Below are 16,298 nucleotides of genomic sequence, written 5' to 3'. Positions count from 1 at the left end.
AGTTACCGAAGGCGCTGCGGCGGTCGAGCCGTTCTGGGACGATCGCATTATCTGGCCGCTGGTGCGCCTGGTTCAGCGAATGGGGGCTGGTATCCAGCGGATGCAGAGCGGGGACTTCCGCCTCTACTGCCTGTACGTGGTGGTGGCGCTGGTCGTTCTGTTACTGACCGTGGCCCTGTGAGGAGAATGAGATGTTAATCCAACAAACGCCAGCGTGGGGAATGGGGCTGTTTGCGCTCTGTCAGGCGGTGGTGCTGCTGGCGCTGACGCCGCTGATGACCGGTATTTCCCGCCAGATCCGCGCGCGCATGCAGTCGCGCCGTGGCCCGGGCATTCTTCAGGACTACCGGGATCTCGGCAAGCTTATGAAACGCCAGCCGGTGGGGCCGAAACAGTCCGGCGCCATGTTCCGCGTGATGCCGTGGGTGCTGCTCAGCAGCATGCTGCTGGTGGCGATGGCGCTGCCGGTCTTTACCCGTACGTCGCCGTTCGGCGGGGCGGGCGATCTCATCACCTTGCTGTATCTGTTCGCGCTGTTCCGCTTCTTCTTTTCGCTCTCGGGGCTCGACAGCAGCAGTACCTTCGCCGGGATTGGCGCCAGCCGCGAACTGACTCTCGGCATTCTGGTTGAGCCGATCCTGATCCTCGGTCTGCTGGTGGTGGCGCTGATTGTCGGCTCCACCAACATTGGCACCATCAGCGCGGTGCTGTCAGAGGGCTGGTCATCGCCGCTGGCGATTTTCATGGCGTTCCTCGCCTGCGGTTTCGCCGCGTTTATTGAGATGGGCAAAATCCCCTTTGACGTGGCGGAAGCCGAGCAGGAATTGCAGGAAGGGCCGCTCACCGAATATTCCGGTGCGGATTTCGCGCTGGTGAAGTGGGGGATTGGCCTCAAGCAGGTGGTGGTCGCCGAGATGTTCCTCGCGGTGTTCATTCCGTTTGGCAAGGCGGCGAGCTTCACGGCATCGGCGCTGCTACTGGCGCTGGTGGTGATGCTTATCAAGCTGGTGGTGGTCTTTGTGCTGGCCTCCATCGTTGAGAACTCACTCGCGCGCGGACGCTTCCTGCTGACCCACCGCGTGACCTGGCTTGGCTTTGGCATCGCGGTGCTGGCCTTCGTTTTTTACTTTACCGGTCTGTAAGGAGCGCCGCTAATGATGGCAAAAATAGCGCTGACGACCCTGCTGCTGCCGTTTATCGGCGCACTGCTGACGGCCTGCCTGCCGCAGCGCCGGGCGCGCATCGTCTGTACTGTCTTCGCGCTGCTGGCAACTCTTGGCACGGTGGCGCTCGGCTGGCAGTTTCTTGCTGGCGGCAAGGTGGCGGAAACCTGGACGCTGGTGAGCTACCACGGTGTGGCGCTCTTTGGCTTCACCGTTGACCGGATCAGCACGCTGATTGTTTTTGCGGTGGTGTTTCTCGGTCTGCTGGTGAGCCTGTACTCAACGGGTTATCTGACTACCGGCAACCGCGAACACCCGCATGACGGCGGCAATCGTTATTACGCGTTTCTGCTTATCTTCATTGGGGCGATGGCGGGGCTGGTGCTCTCCTCAACGCTGCTCGGGCAACTGCTGTTCTTCGAAATTACCGGCGGCTGTTCCTGGGCGCTGATTGGTTACTACCAGACGCCAAAATCCCAGCGTTCGGCGATGAAAGCGTTGTTGATTACCCACGTTGCGTCGCTGGGGCTGTATCTGGCAGCCGCCACGCTGTTCCTCAACACCGGCACCTTTGCGCTGAGCGCACTGAGCCAGCTGTCGGGTAGCGCCAGCTATATCGTCTATGGCGGGATTTTGTTCGCCGCGTGGGGGAAATCGGCGCAATTACCGTTGCAGGCCTGGCTGCCGGATGCGATGGAAGCGCCAACGCCGGTGAGTGCCTACCTGCACGCCGCCTCAATGGTGAAAGTGGGGGTTTGATGCCCCTGCCGCAGAAAGACATGAAGCGCCTGCTGGCGTGGTCCACCATCACCCAACTTGCTTACATTTTCCTTGCGCTGTCGCTGGCGGTGCTGGGCTCGAAAGAAGCCTTCGATGGTGGGATCGCCTACATCTTCAACCACGCGTTCGCCAAGAGCCTGTTCTTCCTGGTGGCCGGGGCCTTCAGCTACAGCTGCGGTACGCGCCTGCTGCCGAAACTGCGCGGCGTGATGGGCAAGTCTCCGCTGCTCGGCATCGGCTTTTGCGTCGCCGCGCTGGCGATTGCCGGGGTGCCGCCGTTCAACGGTTTCTTCAGTAAATTCCCGATTTTTGCCGCCGGTTTCTCGCTCTCCACGCACGACTGGGCGCTGATTCCGGTCATGGTGCTGGTGCTGATTGAGTCGGTCGCGAGCTTTGGCTGGCTGATTTACTGGTTTGGTCGCGTGGTGCCCGGGGAGCCGAGCCCGGAAGTGGCGCAGATGTCGCCGCTGCCGCTGGCCATGCGTGTGGTATTGGTCGTGCTGGTAGTGATGTCGCTGTGCTCAAGCGTGATTGCTGCCCTCTGGCTTAACTAAGGGAGTCGATGATGACCGGAACCTTAATTGTTAATAATCTCGCCGGGCTGATGATGGTGACATCACTGCTGGTGATTGGTGCCAGGCATCCGCGTAGCTCCTGCTGGTTTTATGCCCTGCAGTCGCTGGTGCTGGTGCTGATTTTCTTCATCTTATCCAGAACGCTGGATTCCGAACAACTGCTGATGTGGTCATTCAGCGCCTTCCTCACCAAGGTGGTGCTGGTGCCGCTGATTATGGGCTATGCCCTGCGTAAGCTCGCCGACCCGGCCGCTGATGTGAGCCTGGTAAGCCCAACGATGCTGATGGTCGCCGCGGCGGTGATTGTGGTGCTGTGCTGGTTTGTGGTGCATCCGGTGGCGCTGCCCCTGCTGCATGAACTGAAACCTGCGCTGGCAGTGGCGCTGGGCCACTTCCTGCTGGGGCTGCTGTGCATCGTGACCCAACGCAATATCCTCAAACAGGTGTTTGGCTACTGCCTGATGGAAAACGGTTCACATCTGGTTCTCGCCCTGCTGGCGTATAAAGCGCCGGAGCTGGTGGAGATAGGGATTGCCACCGACGCCATCTTTGCGGTGATCGTCATGGTGCTGCTGGTGAGGAAAATCTGGCGCACGCTCGGCACGCTGGATGTCAACAAACTGACGGCGCTGAAGGGATAACACCATGAGTCATAATGCGATTTTTACGTTTCTCATCGTCACGCCGCTGCTGTTTTCGCTGCTGGCGTTTGCCTGCAGACTGCTCGGCGCTGCGGCCCGTTCGGCGGTGACGCTACTGCATGGCGTCGGCATTCTCGCGCTGTTGGGCGTTACGTTCTACGCCGTTCGCGCGGTCTGGCTGCAGGGGGAAATATTCTCCAGCAATCTGTGGCTGCACGTCGACAGCCTGAGCACGCTGTTTCTCGCTATCCTCGGGCTCATCGGTTTCCTGACCGGGCTGTACTCGATGGGCTATATGCGTCACGAGGTGGACGAAGGGGAAATCTCTGTCGCCACGCTGTGCAACTACTACGGTTTCTTCCATCTGTTTCTGTTCACCATGATGCTGGTGGTCACCAGCAATAACCTGATTGTGATGTGGGCGGCGATTGAAGCCACCACCCTCAGCTCAGCGTTTCTGGTGGGCATTTACGGCCAGCGTTCGTCGCTGGAAGCGGCGTGGAAGTACATCATCATCTGTACCGTTGGCGTGGCGTTTGGCCTGTTCGGCACCATTCTGGTGTATGCCAATGCGGCAAGCTTTATGCCGGATCCGGGCAACGCTATTTTCTGGACCGAAGTGCTGAAACATGCCGCACAGCTTGATCCGACGCTGATGCACCTGGCGTTCGTGTTCGTGCTGATTGGCTTTGGCACCAAAACCGGGCTGTTCCCGATGCATGCCTGGCTGCCGGACGCGCACAGTGAAGCGCCAAGCCCGACCAGTGCGTTGTTGTCGGCGGTGCTGCTCAACTGCGCGCTGCTGGTGATTATTCGCTTCTACATCATCATCAGCCAGGCCATTGGCCCGCAGTTCCCGGGTCTGCTGCTGCTGATCTTTGGCCTGTTGTCGGTGGCCGTGGCAGCGTTTTTCATTCTGGTACAGCACGACGTCAAGCGTCTGCTGGCCTATTCCAGCGTGGAAAATATGGGGCTTATCGCGGTGGCGCTCGGTATCGGTGGCCCGCTGGGCGTGCTGGCCGCGCTGCTGCACACCCTCAACCACAGCCTTGCGAAAACGCTGCTGTTCTGCGGCTCCGGTAACGTGCTGCTCAAATACGGCACCCGCGATCTGGGCGTGGTGCGCGGCATGCTCAAACTGATGCCGTTCAGCGCGGTGCTGCTGGCGGGCGGCGCGCTGGCGCTCGGCGGGATGCCGCCCTTCAACATTTTCCTCAGTGAATTTATGACCGTGACCGCAGGGCTGGCGGCCGGGCACCTGTGGCTGACCATCGTCCTGTTGCTGCTGTTAACCGTGGTGCTCGGCGGTCTGGTGCGCATGGTGGCTTGCCTGCTGTTTGGTGCCGCGCCTGAGGCGACCAGTCGCGGTGAGCTGGGTCTGCTGACCACGCTGCCGATGGCGATCCTGCTGGTGCTGATGCTCCTGATGGGCACGCATATTCCGCAGCCGGTGAGTCGCATGCTGGAGAACGCCGCCTCGGTGGTGATGAAAGCCTCTCCGCAGCGGACGTTTCAGTGGCCCTGGGTGGCAAACGTTGCCACCTCCTCGAATCACAGTGATTGCACCCGCGAGTGTGCTGGAGAAATGAAGTGAGTTATCAACAATATATGAACGATCTTGCGCAGGGCGGTCTCCGTGGTATGGGCTATGTGGCGGCGGTGCGGGAGAAATTCCCCGGCGCCATTATCGATGAAGAACGCCAGACCAACGACCAGCTCACCATTACCGTCAAAATGAACGTGATGCCGGAGATTGTCGAGTTTCTCTACTATCAGTGCGGCGGCTGGCTGCCGGTGCTGTTCGGCAACGATGAGCGCACACTCAACGGCCATTTTGCCGTTTACTATGCGTTGTCGATGGAAGAAGGCGAGAAGTGCTGGGTGGTGGTGAAAGCGCTGGTGGATCACTCCCTCGAGTTTCCCTCCGTCACGCCGCGCGTTCCGGCGGCGGTGTGGGGCGAGCGTGAAATTCGTGACATGTACGGCCTGAAGCCGATTGGTCTGCCGGATGAGCGCCGTCTGGTGCTGCCGGATGACTGGCCGGACGATATGCACCCGCTGCGTAAAGACACCATGGACTATCGCCAGCGCCCGGCACCCACCACGGAGACCGAAACCTATCCGTTCATTAACGATGGCGACAAGAGCGCGCGCGTGGTGCCGGTGGGTCCGATGCATATCACCTCGGATGAGCCCGGTCATTTCCGGTTGTTTGTCGATGGCGAACAGATTGTTGATGCCGATTACCGCCTGTTCTATGTGCATCGCGGCATGGAAAAACTCGCCGAAACGCGAATGGGCTATAACGAAGTCACTTTCCTGTCTGACCGCGTGTGCGGTATCTGCGGCTTTGCGCACAGCGTGGCGTATGCCACCTCGGTCGAAAATGCGTTAGGTATTGTGGTGCCGCAGCGGGCGCACACCATTCGCTCTGTGTTGCTGGAGGTGGAACGCCTGCACAGCCATCTGCTGAATATCGGGCTTTCCAGCCATTTCGTTGGCTTCGATACCGGTTTTATGCAGTTCTTCCGCGTGCGTGAAAAGTCGATGACCATGGCGGAGCTGCTCACCGGTTCACGCAAAACCTACGGTNGGCGCCACCCGCCGCGACATTCTGAAAGCGCAGCGGATTAAAACCCTGCAGCTGGTGCGCGAGATGCGGGCCGAGGTCAGCGACCTGGTGGAGATGCTGCTGGCGACGCCGAACATCGGGCAACGTACTCAGGGCGTCGGGATCCTCGACCGCCAGGTAGCGCGCGATTACAGCCCGGTCGGCCCGCTGATCCGCGGCAGTGGTTTCAAACGCGACATGCGCTTCGACCACCCCTATGCCGACTACGGCAACCTGCCGAAATCCCTGTTTACCTTCGACGGCGGCGATGTGTTCTCCCGCGTCATGGTGCGAGTGAAAGAGGTTTTTGACTCGCTGGCGATGATCGAATACGCGCTGGAAACCATGGGCGAAGGGCCGCTGTTGACCGAGGGCTTTACCTATCAGCCGCACAAGTTCGCGCTGGGGTATGTCGAAGCGCCGCGCGGGGAAGACGTCCACTGGAGCATGCTCGGCGATAACCAGAAGCTGTTCCGCTGGCGCTGCCGTGCGGCGACCTACGCCAACTGGCCGGTGCTGCGCTACATGTTGCGCGGCAATCATGTCTCCGATGCGCCGCTGATTATCGGGAGCCTCGATCCGTGCTACTCCTGCACCGATCGCGTGACCTTAGTGGATGTGCGTAAACGCAAGTCCACCACGGTGCCTTACAAAGAGATTGAACGTTATGGCATTGAGCGTACCCAGTCGCCGCTTAAGTAAGGATTAAACGATGCTGAAACTGTTTAAAACCATCCTGAAAGCGGGTGAACCGACGGTGAAATACCCGTTCAAACCGCTGGAGGTGTGTCCGGGCTTCCGTGGCAAACCGGAGCTGGATCCGCAGCAGTGCATCGCCTGCGCTGCCTGTACCATGGCGTGCCCGGCCAATGCGTTGACCATGGAAACCCATCCGGAAAGCAACGAGCGCATCTGGCAGCTGTTTATTGGTCGCTGTATTTTCTGCGGCCGTTGTGAAGAGGTCTGCCCGACGAACGCCATCCGGCTGTCGGAGGATTTCGAGCTGGCGGTAACCAACAAAGCCGATTTGTACGTGAAAGCGGTGTTCCGTCTGCAGCACTGCGTGGCGTGCCATCAGCCCTTCACGCCGGAAAAATCGGTGCAATATGCCGTGGAGCTGCTGCGACAGTCCGGCGTCAGCGACGACGCGCTGGCGGGCATGAGCGCGCAGTTCAGCACCTGCCCGTCGTGCAAACGCAAACAGACCCTCGCCAGCCATGACCGGCAGCCCATCAGTTTTACCGTCGCGGAGGAGCGTCATGAGTGAATTTAATCATCACGTCAGCCAGCCGATTACGCTGACTGACGACGTTGCGCGGATGAAGCAAACGCTGCTGAAAGATATTAAGCGTTCAGCCTATGTTTACCGCGTGGACTGCGGCGGCTGCAACGGCTGTGAAATCGAAATTTTTTCCGCTATCACGCCGGTATTTGATGCCGAACGCTTTGGCATTAAGGTTGTGGCGTCGCCGCGCCATGCCGATATTCTGCTGTTTACCGGCGCCGTCACCCGCGCCATGCGTATGCCTGCACTGCGGGCGTACGAATCGGCTCCGGATCCGAAAATCTGTATCTCTTACGGCGCCTGCGGCGTGGGCGGTGGGATCTTTCACGATCTCTACTGCGTCTGGGGCGGCAGCGACACCATCCAGCCACGATCCACGGTTTTGCCGTGGCGCTGGGCCTGCTGGAGCAGAAGCTCAAAGGCGTTGATCACGTTCAGGGCGAGGACGAAAAACCGTCGCCGATCCTGCCCGGTATTCCACTGAGTCTGCGCGTCTCGGTGGAGCGCGAGGCGCGGCGGATGGCGGGTTACCGGCAGGGGAAAATGATCAGCCATCGTTTCCTCGATCTCCTGCAGCATCAGGAGACCGCAGGCGTAGAAGCCTGGCTTAAGCAGGAGAATGATCCGCGGCTGGCGGAGATTGTGCAACGACTGACGGGCATTGTGGCCGGGCAGGTGGTGGCATGAGCGAATCAGGAAAAGTGACCTTCTGGTCGCTGTGGCAGAAGTTTGTCGACAGCGACGACGACATGCCCGCCGAGAGCCAGCAGGTGATGTATTACTCGCTGGCGATTGGTCACCACGTTGGCATGATTGACTGCCTGAAAACGGAGCTGCAATGCCCGCTGGACGGATATCATGACTGGCTGGCATTGCTACCGGAAGGGGAAGGGCGGCGCAAACTGAGCGGGCTGCTGAAGTTCGGTGAAATCACCATCGACTCGACGCATACCTCGTTACTGGCGCACACCGTTGATGCGCTGAGCAAAACCGGTGCTGAACCGTTCAAAAGCTGGAGCCTGCGCCTGATCGAACTGCTGGCCGAGATTGAACGCGAACCGGCTATCTATTTGATTGTTAAGCTTCACTGACGCCTGGCCCATTAGGCTATTTTGTTTGCCAGTTTGACCCTGGGCAGTGCTCAGAATCCTCACGTACTACGTGTACGCTCCGGTTCTTCCGCGCTGTCCGTGGCCAAACTGTCTGCACCAATTACGCCTACTGGGCCAGGCGTTTAGGCCAGGTTTTTACAGCTCCCGCGTATTAATCCCCAGCCGCTGCATCCTCGACAACAGCGTGGTGCGTTTCAATCCCAGCTTGTTGGCTGCGCCTTTTGGCCCGGCGACAATGCCGTTGGTTTCGCGCAACGCCTGCAGAATGCGATCCCGCTCGGCGTCGTCGCTTTCCGGCGTCTGCGGGTTGAACATAGCAGGGAGTTTTCGCGGCGTGGGGTGAACGGGAGGCGTCGGGGCTGCGGCTGCTGATATTTTCAAATCGCTGAGCTGCAAATTCAGCGTGCTGCCCTGGGTGAGGATCACCGCGCGTTCAATGACGTTCTGCAATTCCCGCGCGTTGCCCGGCCACGGATAGCGGCACAGTGCCTGGATCCCGGCGGCAGGCACGGTATCGATGGTCTTATTCATCCGCGCCGCCAGCTTGCGGGTAAAGCTCGTCACCAGCGGCGGAATGTCTTCGGGGCGATCGCGCAACGGCGGCACTTCCACCGGGAAGACGTTCAGGCGGTAAAAGAGATCGCTGCGGAAGGTTTTCTCTTCAACCATCTGCTTCAGATTGCGGTTGGTAGCGGCTACGACACGCACGTTCACCGGGATCACCTGATGACCGCCCACGCGTTCGATTTCACGCTCCTGCAGCACCCGCAGCAGTTTGGGCTGCAGTTCAAGCGGCATATCGCCAATCTCGTCGAGAAACAGCGTCCCGCCTTCCGCCATTTCGAAACGCCCGATATGGGTGCTGGTGGCACCGGTAAATGCCCCTTTTTCATGACCGAACAGATCGCTTTCCAGCAGGCTTGCGGGGATCGCGGCGCAGTTAATTTTCACCAGCGGCCCGGCAGCATGCGGGCTGAGCTTGTGGATCGCACGGGCGATAAGTTCCTTGCCAGTGCCGGTTTCGCCGAGCAGTAAAACGGTGCTGTCGCTGGCGGCGACAATTTCTACCTGACGGAGCAGATTTTTCATCGCTGCGCTTTGGAAAATAATATCGTTCAGGCTTTCGGCATTTTGGATCTGTTCGTTAAGCCAGATATTTTCCTGTTTTAACGTATCTTTAAGCCGGGTTATTTCATCCCAGGCATTGGAATTATCCACGCCAATGCTGATCCGCGAAGCAATTTGCCCTAAGAGAGAACACACGGCAGGCGTAAACGCGCTGATATCGGTATGAGCAAGGATCAGAATACCCGGCGAGTGGGAATTAAAGGTTAGCGGTAGCAGCAATGCGACCTGCATGCCTGCGCTGTACAGATCGTGTAGTAGCGGTTCAGACGTTTCTGCACTCAGGGCGACGGCCTGCGGGTGCTGAAGGCGATTTTGAATGTCGCTGTCGGCCAGCGAATAGCTTTTCGGCTCGCAGTAATAGCGTTCATTGTCTTTCCACAGGCAGTGGATAACCAGAAAATGGCCCGCACTGCCGCCATCCAGAAAGGCGATGGCCACTGACGGAATGGCGAAGTAACGGTGAATATCTTCCGAGATAGCGCTGACCAGTCCGTCCCGGTCAAGGTGCGCGAGCACTGAGTTGGTGATATCGACCAGAATACGATATTCGTCACGTTCGGCTTTTAACTGATGAAAGAATTCCAGCAGTTCCGGTTCCACGCCGGAATTAATCATCGCTATCAGGTGCTTATTCCATTCGTCATTTGAAATGGGAATAGTTCTTATTTTCTTGCCTGACAACGTCTTTATGTCATTCATCTCTTAAGCCTGTTCGATTGATATCGTCTGATAGTAGCAATGCTATTTGAGATCAGTATTCACGCGCTGCGTGCAATATAAGATATTCGGCGCTGAGGTTTCGTTGATATCAGTAGGTGTTTCTTCAATAAGGCGGGTTTAAACGGGAGATAATTGTGACCAGCGTATTACTGTGTGTCGGCAACAGCATGATGGGTGACGACGGTGCCGGTCCGTTGCTGGCAGAAATGTGCGCCGCCGCGCCGCAGGGAGAGTGGATTGTTTTTGACGGCGGCAGCGCGCCGGAACGCGACGTGGCGGCGATTCGCGAACTCACGCCGCAACGCCTGATGATTGTCGATGCCACCGATATGGGGCTGAACCCCGGCGAGATCCGTATTATTGACCCGGACGATATCGCTGAGATGTTCATGATGACCACTCATAACATGCCGCTGAACTACCTGGTGGATCAACTGAAAGAAGATGTTGGTGAGGTGATTTTTGTCGGCATACAGCCGGATATTGTCGGATTTTATTACCCGATGACGCCGAACATTAAAGCGGCAGTGGAAACCGTGTATTCACGGCTGGCCGGGTGGGAAGGGGACGGTGGTTTTTCCCGACTCTGAGTTTTGCCGGGCAGCGAAGCGCCGCCCGGCAAAAGAACATTACGCAAGATCCGCCCCGTTACTGGCGATCACTTTCTTATACCACCAGAACGATTTCTTACGTGTGCGCGCCAGCGTGCCGTTGCCCTCGTCGTCGCGATCGACATAGACGAAACCGTAGCGCTTGCTCATTTCACCGGTCGAGGCGGCCACCAGATCGATACAGCCCCAGGTGGTGTAACCCATCAGCGGGATCCCGTCGTCAATAGCATCGCGCATTGCTTTGATGTGCTCGCGCAGGTAACTGATGCGGTAGTCGTCGTTGATCTCGCCGTTGGCATCAATCTCATCGCGCGCGCCCAGCCCGTTTTCCACCAGGAACAGCGGCTTCTGGTAGCGGTCGTACATCATGTTCATGGTAATGCGCAGCCCCAGCGGATCGATCCCCCAACCCCAGTCGCTGGCCTCGAGGTACGGGTTTTTCAGCGATTTAACCACGTTCGCCGCGCTGGTGTTGTTGGTGTTCATCTCTGCCGAGGCGCAGCGTGAGGCGTAATAGCTGAAGGAGACAAAATCGACGGTGTTTTTCAGCGCCTCGTCGTCGCTTGGATCTTTGACAATCACCACGCCTTTTTCGCGGAACACGCGTGCGGAGTAGGCCGGCCAGGCGCCGCGCGCCTGCACGTCAATAAAGAACAGGTTTTCGCGATCTTTCTCCAGCGCTGCCCAGACATCTTCCGGCTTGCAGGAGTACGGGTAAAAGTTGCCGCCCGCCAGCATGCAGCCGACCTGGTTGGCCGGGTTCACCTCATGGGCAATTTTAGTCGCCAGCGCGCTTGCCACCAGCTCATGGTGCGCCGCCTGGTATTTCACCTGATCCTGATTTTCACCGTCCTCAAACACCAGCCCGGCCCCGGAGAAGGGGCTATGCAGCATGATGTTGATTTCGTTGAAGGTCAGCCAGTATTTCACCAGACCGTCAAAGGCTTCGAAACAGGTGCGTGCGTAGCGGGTGAAGAAGTCGATCATCTTGCGGTTGCGCCAGGAGCCGTATTCCGTCACCAGATGCATCGGTACGTCAAAATGGCACAGCGTCACCAGCGGTTCGATGTTGTACTTTTTGCACTCCTCGAACACCGAACGGTAAAAGGCGATCCCCGCTTCGCAGGGAAACGGCTCGTCACCGTTCGGGTACAGACGGCTCCAGGCGATGGAGGTGCGAAATACGCTGAACCCCATTTCCGCCATCAGGGCGATATCCTCTTTGTAGCGATGATAAAAATCGATCGCCACGTGACTTGGGTAAAATTCGTCGTCTCGCAACTGAAAACGTTTTTCCAGACCCAGCTTGACCGGCATTCTGCCTGCGCCGTGGGGGATCATATCGACGGTGGTTAATCCCTTGCCGCCTTCCTGATACGCGCCTTCAGACTGGTTGGCGGCCAGTGCGCCGCCCCATAAAAATCCTTGCGGAAAACTCGACATCCGTTACCTCTTTACTGTGTGAAATCAGGCTTTTGCCGCGTTGACATCGGCCCCCGCCACACCGTACAGCGCCGGTTCGGAAATCCCTGCCAGAATGGCCGAGGCCGCCGCGGCCAGCGCCGTCTGGCGCAGTTCCGGGTTTTTGGTTTTCCATGCCACCGCCAGCGACGAGCCGCCGAGCGACAGGTTGGCACCGATTTCAGAGGGCATAACCATGCCCTCTTTGCCGGTTTCGGCGATGGTCTGAATGATGGTCGGGGTAAACACGCGGTGCATGCCGGTCATCACCAGCAGCGGCCACAGCGCGCCCATAATAGCGACCGACAGCCAGCCGAGATAGCCGTGAATGGTATACACCAGCGCGGAAATCGCGCTACCGATCCAGATGCCAATCGGCCCAATTAACAGGATAGCCAGCGGGGCGGCGATCAGCACGATCAGCATCGGCTTAAGGAAGTTTTTGGTTACCGCCGGCGTGATCCTGTCAACCCAGCGTTCGATATACGACAGGCACCAGGTCATCACCAGCGCCGGGATCACCGTATAGGTGTATTTCACCGCCGTCACCGGGATCAGGGCGAACTGCACCTGCTCACCCTGCGCGGCTTTCGCCATCAGGTCGATAAACGCCGGATGCACCAGCACACCAGCAATGGCAATCGCCAGCGACATGTTGGTTTTGAATTTCAGTGCCGCCGACGCCGCCACCATCAGCGGCAGGAAGAAGAACGCGCCATCGCCGATCACTGTCAGAATGGTCAGCGTGGGCGAGCCTTTGGGCAGTGCANGCGCCCCGCCGATAATGGCGGGGATCAGCGGCGACATGGTGCCGATCAGCGCGTCGAGAATACCCGCGCCGATGCGTCGGAGCGTCAGCTTCGGTTTTTCCGTCGACTCCGCCGGTTTGAGATCGCCTGGCAGCAGGGCAACGACTTCCTGATACGCCTGGGATACGGTGTTGCCGATGATTACCTGGCATTGGTTGTCGCTGCGCACCACGCCCAGCACGCCGTTGAGGCCTTTCAGCGTCGCGCTGTCAACGCGGTCGTTATCTTTCACCACGAAGCGCAGACGGGTCATGCAGTGGGTAACTGCGGTAATGTTGTCAACGCCACCGAGAGCATCGATGACGGCGCGGGCCAGAGCCGGGTAATTTTTGGACATCGGATTGTCATCCTGTTTTAAGGGTACGAATATCACGTAGGAAACCGGTTCCACAAAATCATGATGAGTTTAAGGCAATGAAACAAGTGATCTGATGAATCATTTTTCATTTTGTGATTCAGATCGTCAATTGCAGGCGGGTGCTGAAAAAGCATAACGGCTGAAGTACACTGCGAAGATTAATTTCACATGGATACGCAACATGGCAACGATGCTGGAAGTGGCGAAGCGTGCCGGGGTCTCGAAAGCCACGGTTTCCCGGGTGCTTTCCGGGAATGGCTATGTCAGCCAGGAGACTAAAGATCGCGTTTTTCACGCCATCGAAGAGAGCGGTTATCGCCCTAATTTGCTGGCGCGTAATCTGGCAACGCAGAAAACGCAAACCCTGGGGCTGGTGGTCACCAACACGCTTTATCACGGCGTCTACTTCAGCGAGCTGCTGTTTCATGCCGCGCGGATGACTGAAGATCAGGGGCGTCAGCTGATTCTGGCGGACGGTAAGCACAGCGCTGAAGAGGAGCGTGAGGCGATCCAGTATCTGCTCGACATGCGCTGTGATGCGATTGTGATTTACCCGCGTTTTCTCAGCGTCGAAGAGATGGATGAGATGGTTGAAAGCCACGCGCAGCCAATTGTGGTACTGAACCGTCGTCTGCGGCACAACAGCAGCCACAGTGTGTTCTGCGATCATAAAGCCACCAGTAGGGCCCCCCGCCAGCGGCACGGAGGCGGTGGATGCCCTGCTGGCGCGGCAGGAAATGTTCAGTGCGGTGGTCGCCAGTAACGACGATATGGCGATCGGCGTCATCAAGCAGTTGCATCATCACGGCGTTAAGGTGCCGCAGCAGGTGTATTGGCTTCGATGATATCGCGCTCGCGCCTTATATGATCCCGCCGCTGGCGAGCGTCAGAATTCCCGTCACTGAGATGATCAAAGAAACCATTGGCCGCGTGATTTTCATGCTCGACGGCGGTGAATTCAAATACCAGCAGCGCTTCACCGGGGAGCTGATCCCANAAAGGGCCACACGCCTGATGTCGTCAGCTGTCATCGTCACAAGTGACGATGACAGCGATCCTGCCTTTCCATTCCGACTAAAATCAATGAGTTAAAAGATGGCGTGAATTATGCATTCTTCCGGCGTTAACCGTTAATGCTGGAGAACTGGATGAACCGTTTCATCATCGCCGATGCGAGCAGATGCATTGGTTGCCGCACCTGCGAAGTGGCCTGCGTGGTGTCCCATCAGGAAAATCAGGACTGTGCGGCGCTGACGCCAAAAAGCTTCCTGCCACGTATTCACGTCATTAAAGGCGTCAATATCTCCACGGCCACCGCCTGCCGTCAGTGTGAAGACGCGCCCTGTGCCAATGTCTGTCCGAACGGCGCCATCAGCCGTGATAAAGGGTTTGTTCATGTGATGCAGGAGCGCTGCATCGGCTGCAAAACCTGCGTGGTAGCCTGCCCGTATGGCGCAATGGAAGTGGTGGTGCGTCCGGTGATCCGTAACAGCGGCGCGGGGCTGAGCGTACGGGCGGACAAAGCCGAAGCCAACAAGTGCGATCTCTGCTTTCACCGCGACGATGGCCCGTCCTGCGTGGCGGCATGTCCGACCCATGCGCTGGTGTGTGTCGATCGCAGCAAACTCGAACAGCTCAGTGCGGAAAAACGCCGACGTGCGGCGCTCGACACGCGCGTGTCGCTCCCCTTTTAAAATCGCCGCAACCGCGCTAATGTCGGCGTGAATAGATGGGGCGAGACGACATAAGCGAGGCACATGAACAGTAACGGCATACAGCTGCGTATTCGCGGCAAAGTGCAGGGCGTCGGTTTTCGACCTTTTGTCTGGCAACTGGCTCAGCAGATGCAGCGCGTGGGCGATGTCTGCAACGATGGCGCGGGCGTGCTGGTTCGCCTGCTGGGCGAGGAGGGGGATTTCATCACTCAGCTCCACGCCCACTGCCCGCCGTTGGCGAAAATCGACAGCGTAGAACGTTCGCCGTTTGACTGGTCGCCGATCCCCACCGCGTTTACGATCCGCGAAAGCGGCGCGGGCAGTATGGCGACGCAGATCGTCCCGGATGCCGCCACCTGTGCCGACTGCGTGGCCGAAATGAATGATCCGCGCGATCGCCGTTACCGTTACCCCTTCATCAACTGCACCCACTGCGGTCCGCGCTTTACCATCATCAATGCCATGCCCTATGACCGCCCGTTTACGGTGATGGCGGCGTTTCCGCTGTGCGCCGACTGCGACGCTGAATATCGTAACCCTGCCNCCATGCCCAGCCAGTGGCGTGCCCCGTTTGTGGGCCGCAACTGCTGTGGCAGCAGGGCGTTCAGACGGAGCATAAAGAGGCGGCATTGCAGGCGGCGATTGATCTGCTGAGCGCGGGCGGCATTGTCGCCATCAAAGGCATCGGCGGTTTTCACCTTGCCTGTGATGCCCGCAATGACGCCGTCGTCGCGCTGCTGCGTGCCCGTAAGCATCGCCCGGCCAAACCGCTGGCAGTGATGATCCCTGACGCCAGCGCCGTTCCGCCGGAAGCACGCCAGTTATTAACCACGCCTGCCGCGCCCATCGTGCTGGTGGCGAAATCCTGTGTGCCCGATATCAGCGACGCTATTGCGCCGGGGCTGGATGAAGTGGGCGTGATGCTGGCGGCGAATCCGTTACAGCATCTGCTCATGCAAGCGTTACAGCGTCCGCTGGTGATGACCTCCGGCAATCTGAGCGGTAAACCGNNCGCGCTGCCGTTGCCGCCAGGGTTTACGGCGGTTCCGCCGATGCTGTGTCTGGGTGCCGATCTGAAAAACACCTTTTGCCTGGTACGCGGCGAGCAGGCGGTGCTGAGCCAGCATCTGGGTGATTTGAGCGATGAGGGCGTTGAACAGCAGTGGCGCGATGCGCTGACGCTGATGCAGGCCATCTACGATTTTACGCCGCAGCAGGTGGTGGCGGACGCGCATCCTGGCTACTGCTCATCGCAGTGGGCGGCGTCGATGGCATTGCCGGTACAGACGGTGCTGCATCATCACGCCCATGCCGCCGCCTGTCTCGCCG

General features: G+C 58.6%; 10 protein-coding genes and 6 pseudogenes. 13 read left to right on the top strand and 3 right to left on the bottom strand.

What is annotated here, in order from left to right; all coding sequences use genetic code 11:
* The 9 genes and pseudogenes from GM30_RS19285 to GM30_RS19245 form a co-directional block, all read left to right on the top strand.
* Window positions 1-181, top strand: a 181-nt coding sequence (locus GM30_RS19285) for a hypothetical protein (RefSeq protein ID WP_155484012.1), incomplete at its 5' end; no start/stop codon positions are given.
* A 10-nt stretch (window positions 182-191) separates the two neighbouring features.
* Window positions 192-1,142 carry a respiratory chain complex I subunit 1 family protein gene (locus GM30_RS19280; RefSeq protein ID WP_049849931.1) on the top strand — a complete coding sequence of 317 codons (951 nt, stop codon included), beginning with the start codon at window positions 192-194 and terminating at the stop codon, window positions 1,140-1,142.
* A gap of 12 nt (window positions 1,143-1,154) precedes the next feature.
* Window positions 1,155-2,497 (top strand): annotated as a pseudogene (locus GM30_RS19275) (hydrogenase 4 subunit D).
* A gap of 11 nt (window positions 2,498-2,508) precedes the next feature.
* Window positions 2,509-3,159 carry a hydrogenase 4 membrane subunit gene (gene hyfE / locus GM30_RS19270; RefSeq protein WP_049849930.1) on the top strand — a complete coding sequence of 217 codons (651 nt, stop codon included), beginning with the start codon at window positions 2,509-2,511 and terminating at the stop codon, window positions 3,157-3,159.
* Window positions 3,160-3,163: 4 nt separating this feature from the next.
* The gene (locus tag GM30_RS19265; protein WP_049849929.1) at window positions 3,164-4,753 is read left to right on the top strand and encodes a hydrogenase 4 subunit F; all 1,590 of its coding nucleotides are present in this window, start codon (window positions 3,164-3,166) and stop codon (window positions 4,751-4,753) included.
* A 47-nt stretch (window positions 4,754-4,800) separates the two neighbouring features.
* Window positions 4,801-6,472 (top strand): annotated as a pseudogene (locus GM30_RS19260) (hydrogenase large subunit).
* 10 nt (window positions 6,473-6,482) lie between these two features.
* The gene (hyfH, locus tag GM30_RS19255) at window positions 6,483-7,037 is read left to right on the top strand and encodes a hydrogenase 4 subunit H (protein WP_049849928.1); all 555 of its coding nucleotides are present in this window, start codon (window positions 6,483-6,485) and stop codon (window positions 7,035-7,037) included.
* Window positions 7,030-7,742: pseudogene (locus tag GM30_RS19250) on the top strand (NADH-quinone oxidoreductase subunit B family protein). Before hyfH ends, GM30_RS19250 begins: the two are co-directional and overlap by 8 nt.
* Window positions 7,739-8,146, top strand: a complete 408-nt coding sequence (locus GM30_RS19245; RefSeq protein WP_049849927.1) for a formate hydrogenlyase maturation HycH family protein — start codon at window positions 7,739-7,741, stop codon at window positions 8,144-8,146. The pseudogene GM30_RS19250 and the gene GM30_RS19245 overlap by 4 nt, the downstream one beginning before the upstream one ends.
* Window positions 8,147-8,302: 156 nt before the next feature.
* Here GM30_RS19245 and GM30_RS19240 read toward each other — a convergent pair whose 3' ends face one another.
* A complete protein-coding gene (locus GM30_RS19240; RefSeq protein WP_238582680.1) occupies window positions 8,303-9,994 on the bottom strand; it encodes a sigma 54-interacting transcriptional regulator in 1,692 nt (563 codons plus the stop codon).
* A gap of 155 nt (window positions 9,995-10,149) precedes the next feature.
* On the opposite strand from GM30_RS19240, the gene hycI reads away from it, so the two are divergent.
* Window positions 10,150-10,605, top strand: coding sequence for a hydrogenase maturation peptidase HycI (gene hycI, locus GM30_RS19235; RefSeq protein WP_049849925.1), 456 nt, complete (start codon window positions 10,150-10,152; stop codon window positions 10,603-10,605).
* 39 nt (window positions 10,606-10,644) lie between these two features.
* Here the strand turns inward: hycI and GM30_RS19230 are convergent, their stop codons facing one another.
* Together GM30_RS19230 and ascF are read right to left on the bottom strand one after the other, a co-directional pair.
* Window positions 10,645-12,069, bottom strand: a complete 1,425-nt coding sequence (locus GM30_RS19230) for a 6-phospho-beta-glucosidase (protein WP_049849924.1) — start codon at window positions 12,067-12,069, stop codon at window positions 10,645-10,647.
* Between the two features lie 54 nt (window positions 12,070-12,123).
* Window positions 12,124-13,233 (bottom strand): annotated as a pseudogene (gene ascF, locus GM30_RS19225) (PTS cellobiose/arbutin/salicin transporter subunit IIBC); the annotation flags it as partial.
* A gap of 202 nt (window positions 13,234-13,435) precedes the next feature.
* Between ascF and GM30_RS25705 the strand changes: the two are divergent.
* The 3 genes and pseudogenes from GM30_RS25705 to GM30_RS25700 all read left to right on the top strand — a co-directional run.
* Window positions 13,436-14,247, top strand: a pseudogene (locus tag GM30_RS25705) (LacI family DNA-binding transcriptional regulator); the annotation flags it as partial.
* 155 nt (window positions 14,248-14,402) lie between these two features.
* The gene (hydN, locus tag GM30_RS19215) at window positions 14,403-14,948 is read left to right on the top strand and encodes an electron transport protein HydN (RefSeq protein WP_049849923.1); all 546 of its coding nucleotides are present in this window, start codon (window positions 14,403-14,405) and stop codon (window positions 14,946-14,948) included.
* 63 nt (window positions 14,949-15,011) lie between these two features.
* A pseudogene (locus GM30_RS25700) lies at window positions 15,012-16,298 on the top strand (Sua5/YciO/YrdC/YwlC family protein); the annotation flags it as partial.

The sequence above is a fragment of the Trabulsiella odontotermitis genome (assembly GCF_001188485.1).
GTDB classification, from domain to species: Bacteria; Pseudomonadota; Gammaproteobacteria; order Enterobacterales; family Enterobacteriaceae; genus Trabulsiella; species Trabulsiella odontotermitis_A.
This window is presented reverse-complemented; position numbering and strand designations above follow the sequence as displayed.

Bases quoted from the DNA above. Each gene is read 5' to 3' on its own strand.
- hyfE (WP_049849930.1), top strand. From the start codon at position 2,509: ATGACCGGAACCTTAATTGTTAATAATCTCGCCGGGCTGATGATGGTG.
- hyfH (WP_049849928.1), top strand. From the start codon at position 6,483: ATGCTGAAACTGTTTAAAACCATCCTGAAAGCGGGTGAACCGACGGTG.
- GM30_RS19265 (WP_049849929.1), top strand. From the start codon at position 3,164: ATGAGTCATAATGCGATTTTTACGTTTCTCATCGTCACGCCGCTGCTG.
- GM30_RS19230 (WP_049849924.1), bottom strand. From the start codon at position 12,069: ATGTCGAGTTTTCCGCAAGGATTTTTATGGGGCGGCGCACTGGCCGCC.
- hydN (WP_049849923.1), top strand. From the start codon at position 14,403: ATGAACCGTTTCATCATCGCCGATGCGAGCAGATGCATTGGTTGCCGC.
- GM30_RS19240 (WP_238582680.1), bottom strand. From the start codon at position 9,994: ATGAATGACATAAAGACGTTGTCAGGCAAGAAAATAAGAACTATTCCC.
- GM30_RS19245 (WP_049849927.1), top strand. From the start codon at position 7,739: ATGAGCGAATCAGGAAAAGTGACCTTCTGGTCGCTGTGGCAGAAGTTT.
- GM30_RS19280 (WP_049849931.1), top strand. From the start codon at position 192: ATGTTAATCCAACAAACGCCAGCGTGGGGAATGGGGCTGTTTGCGCTC.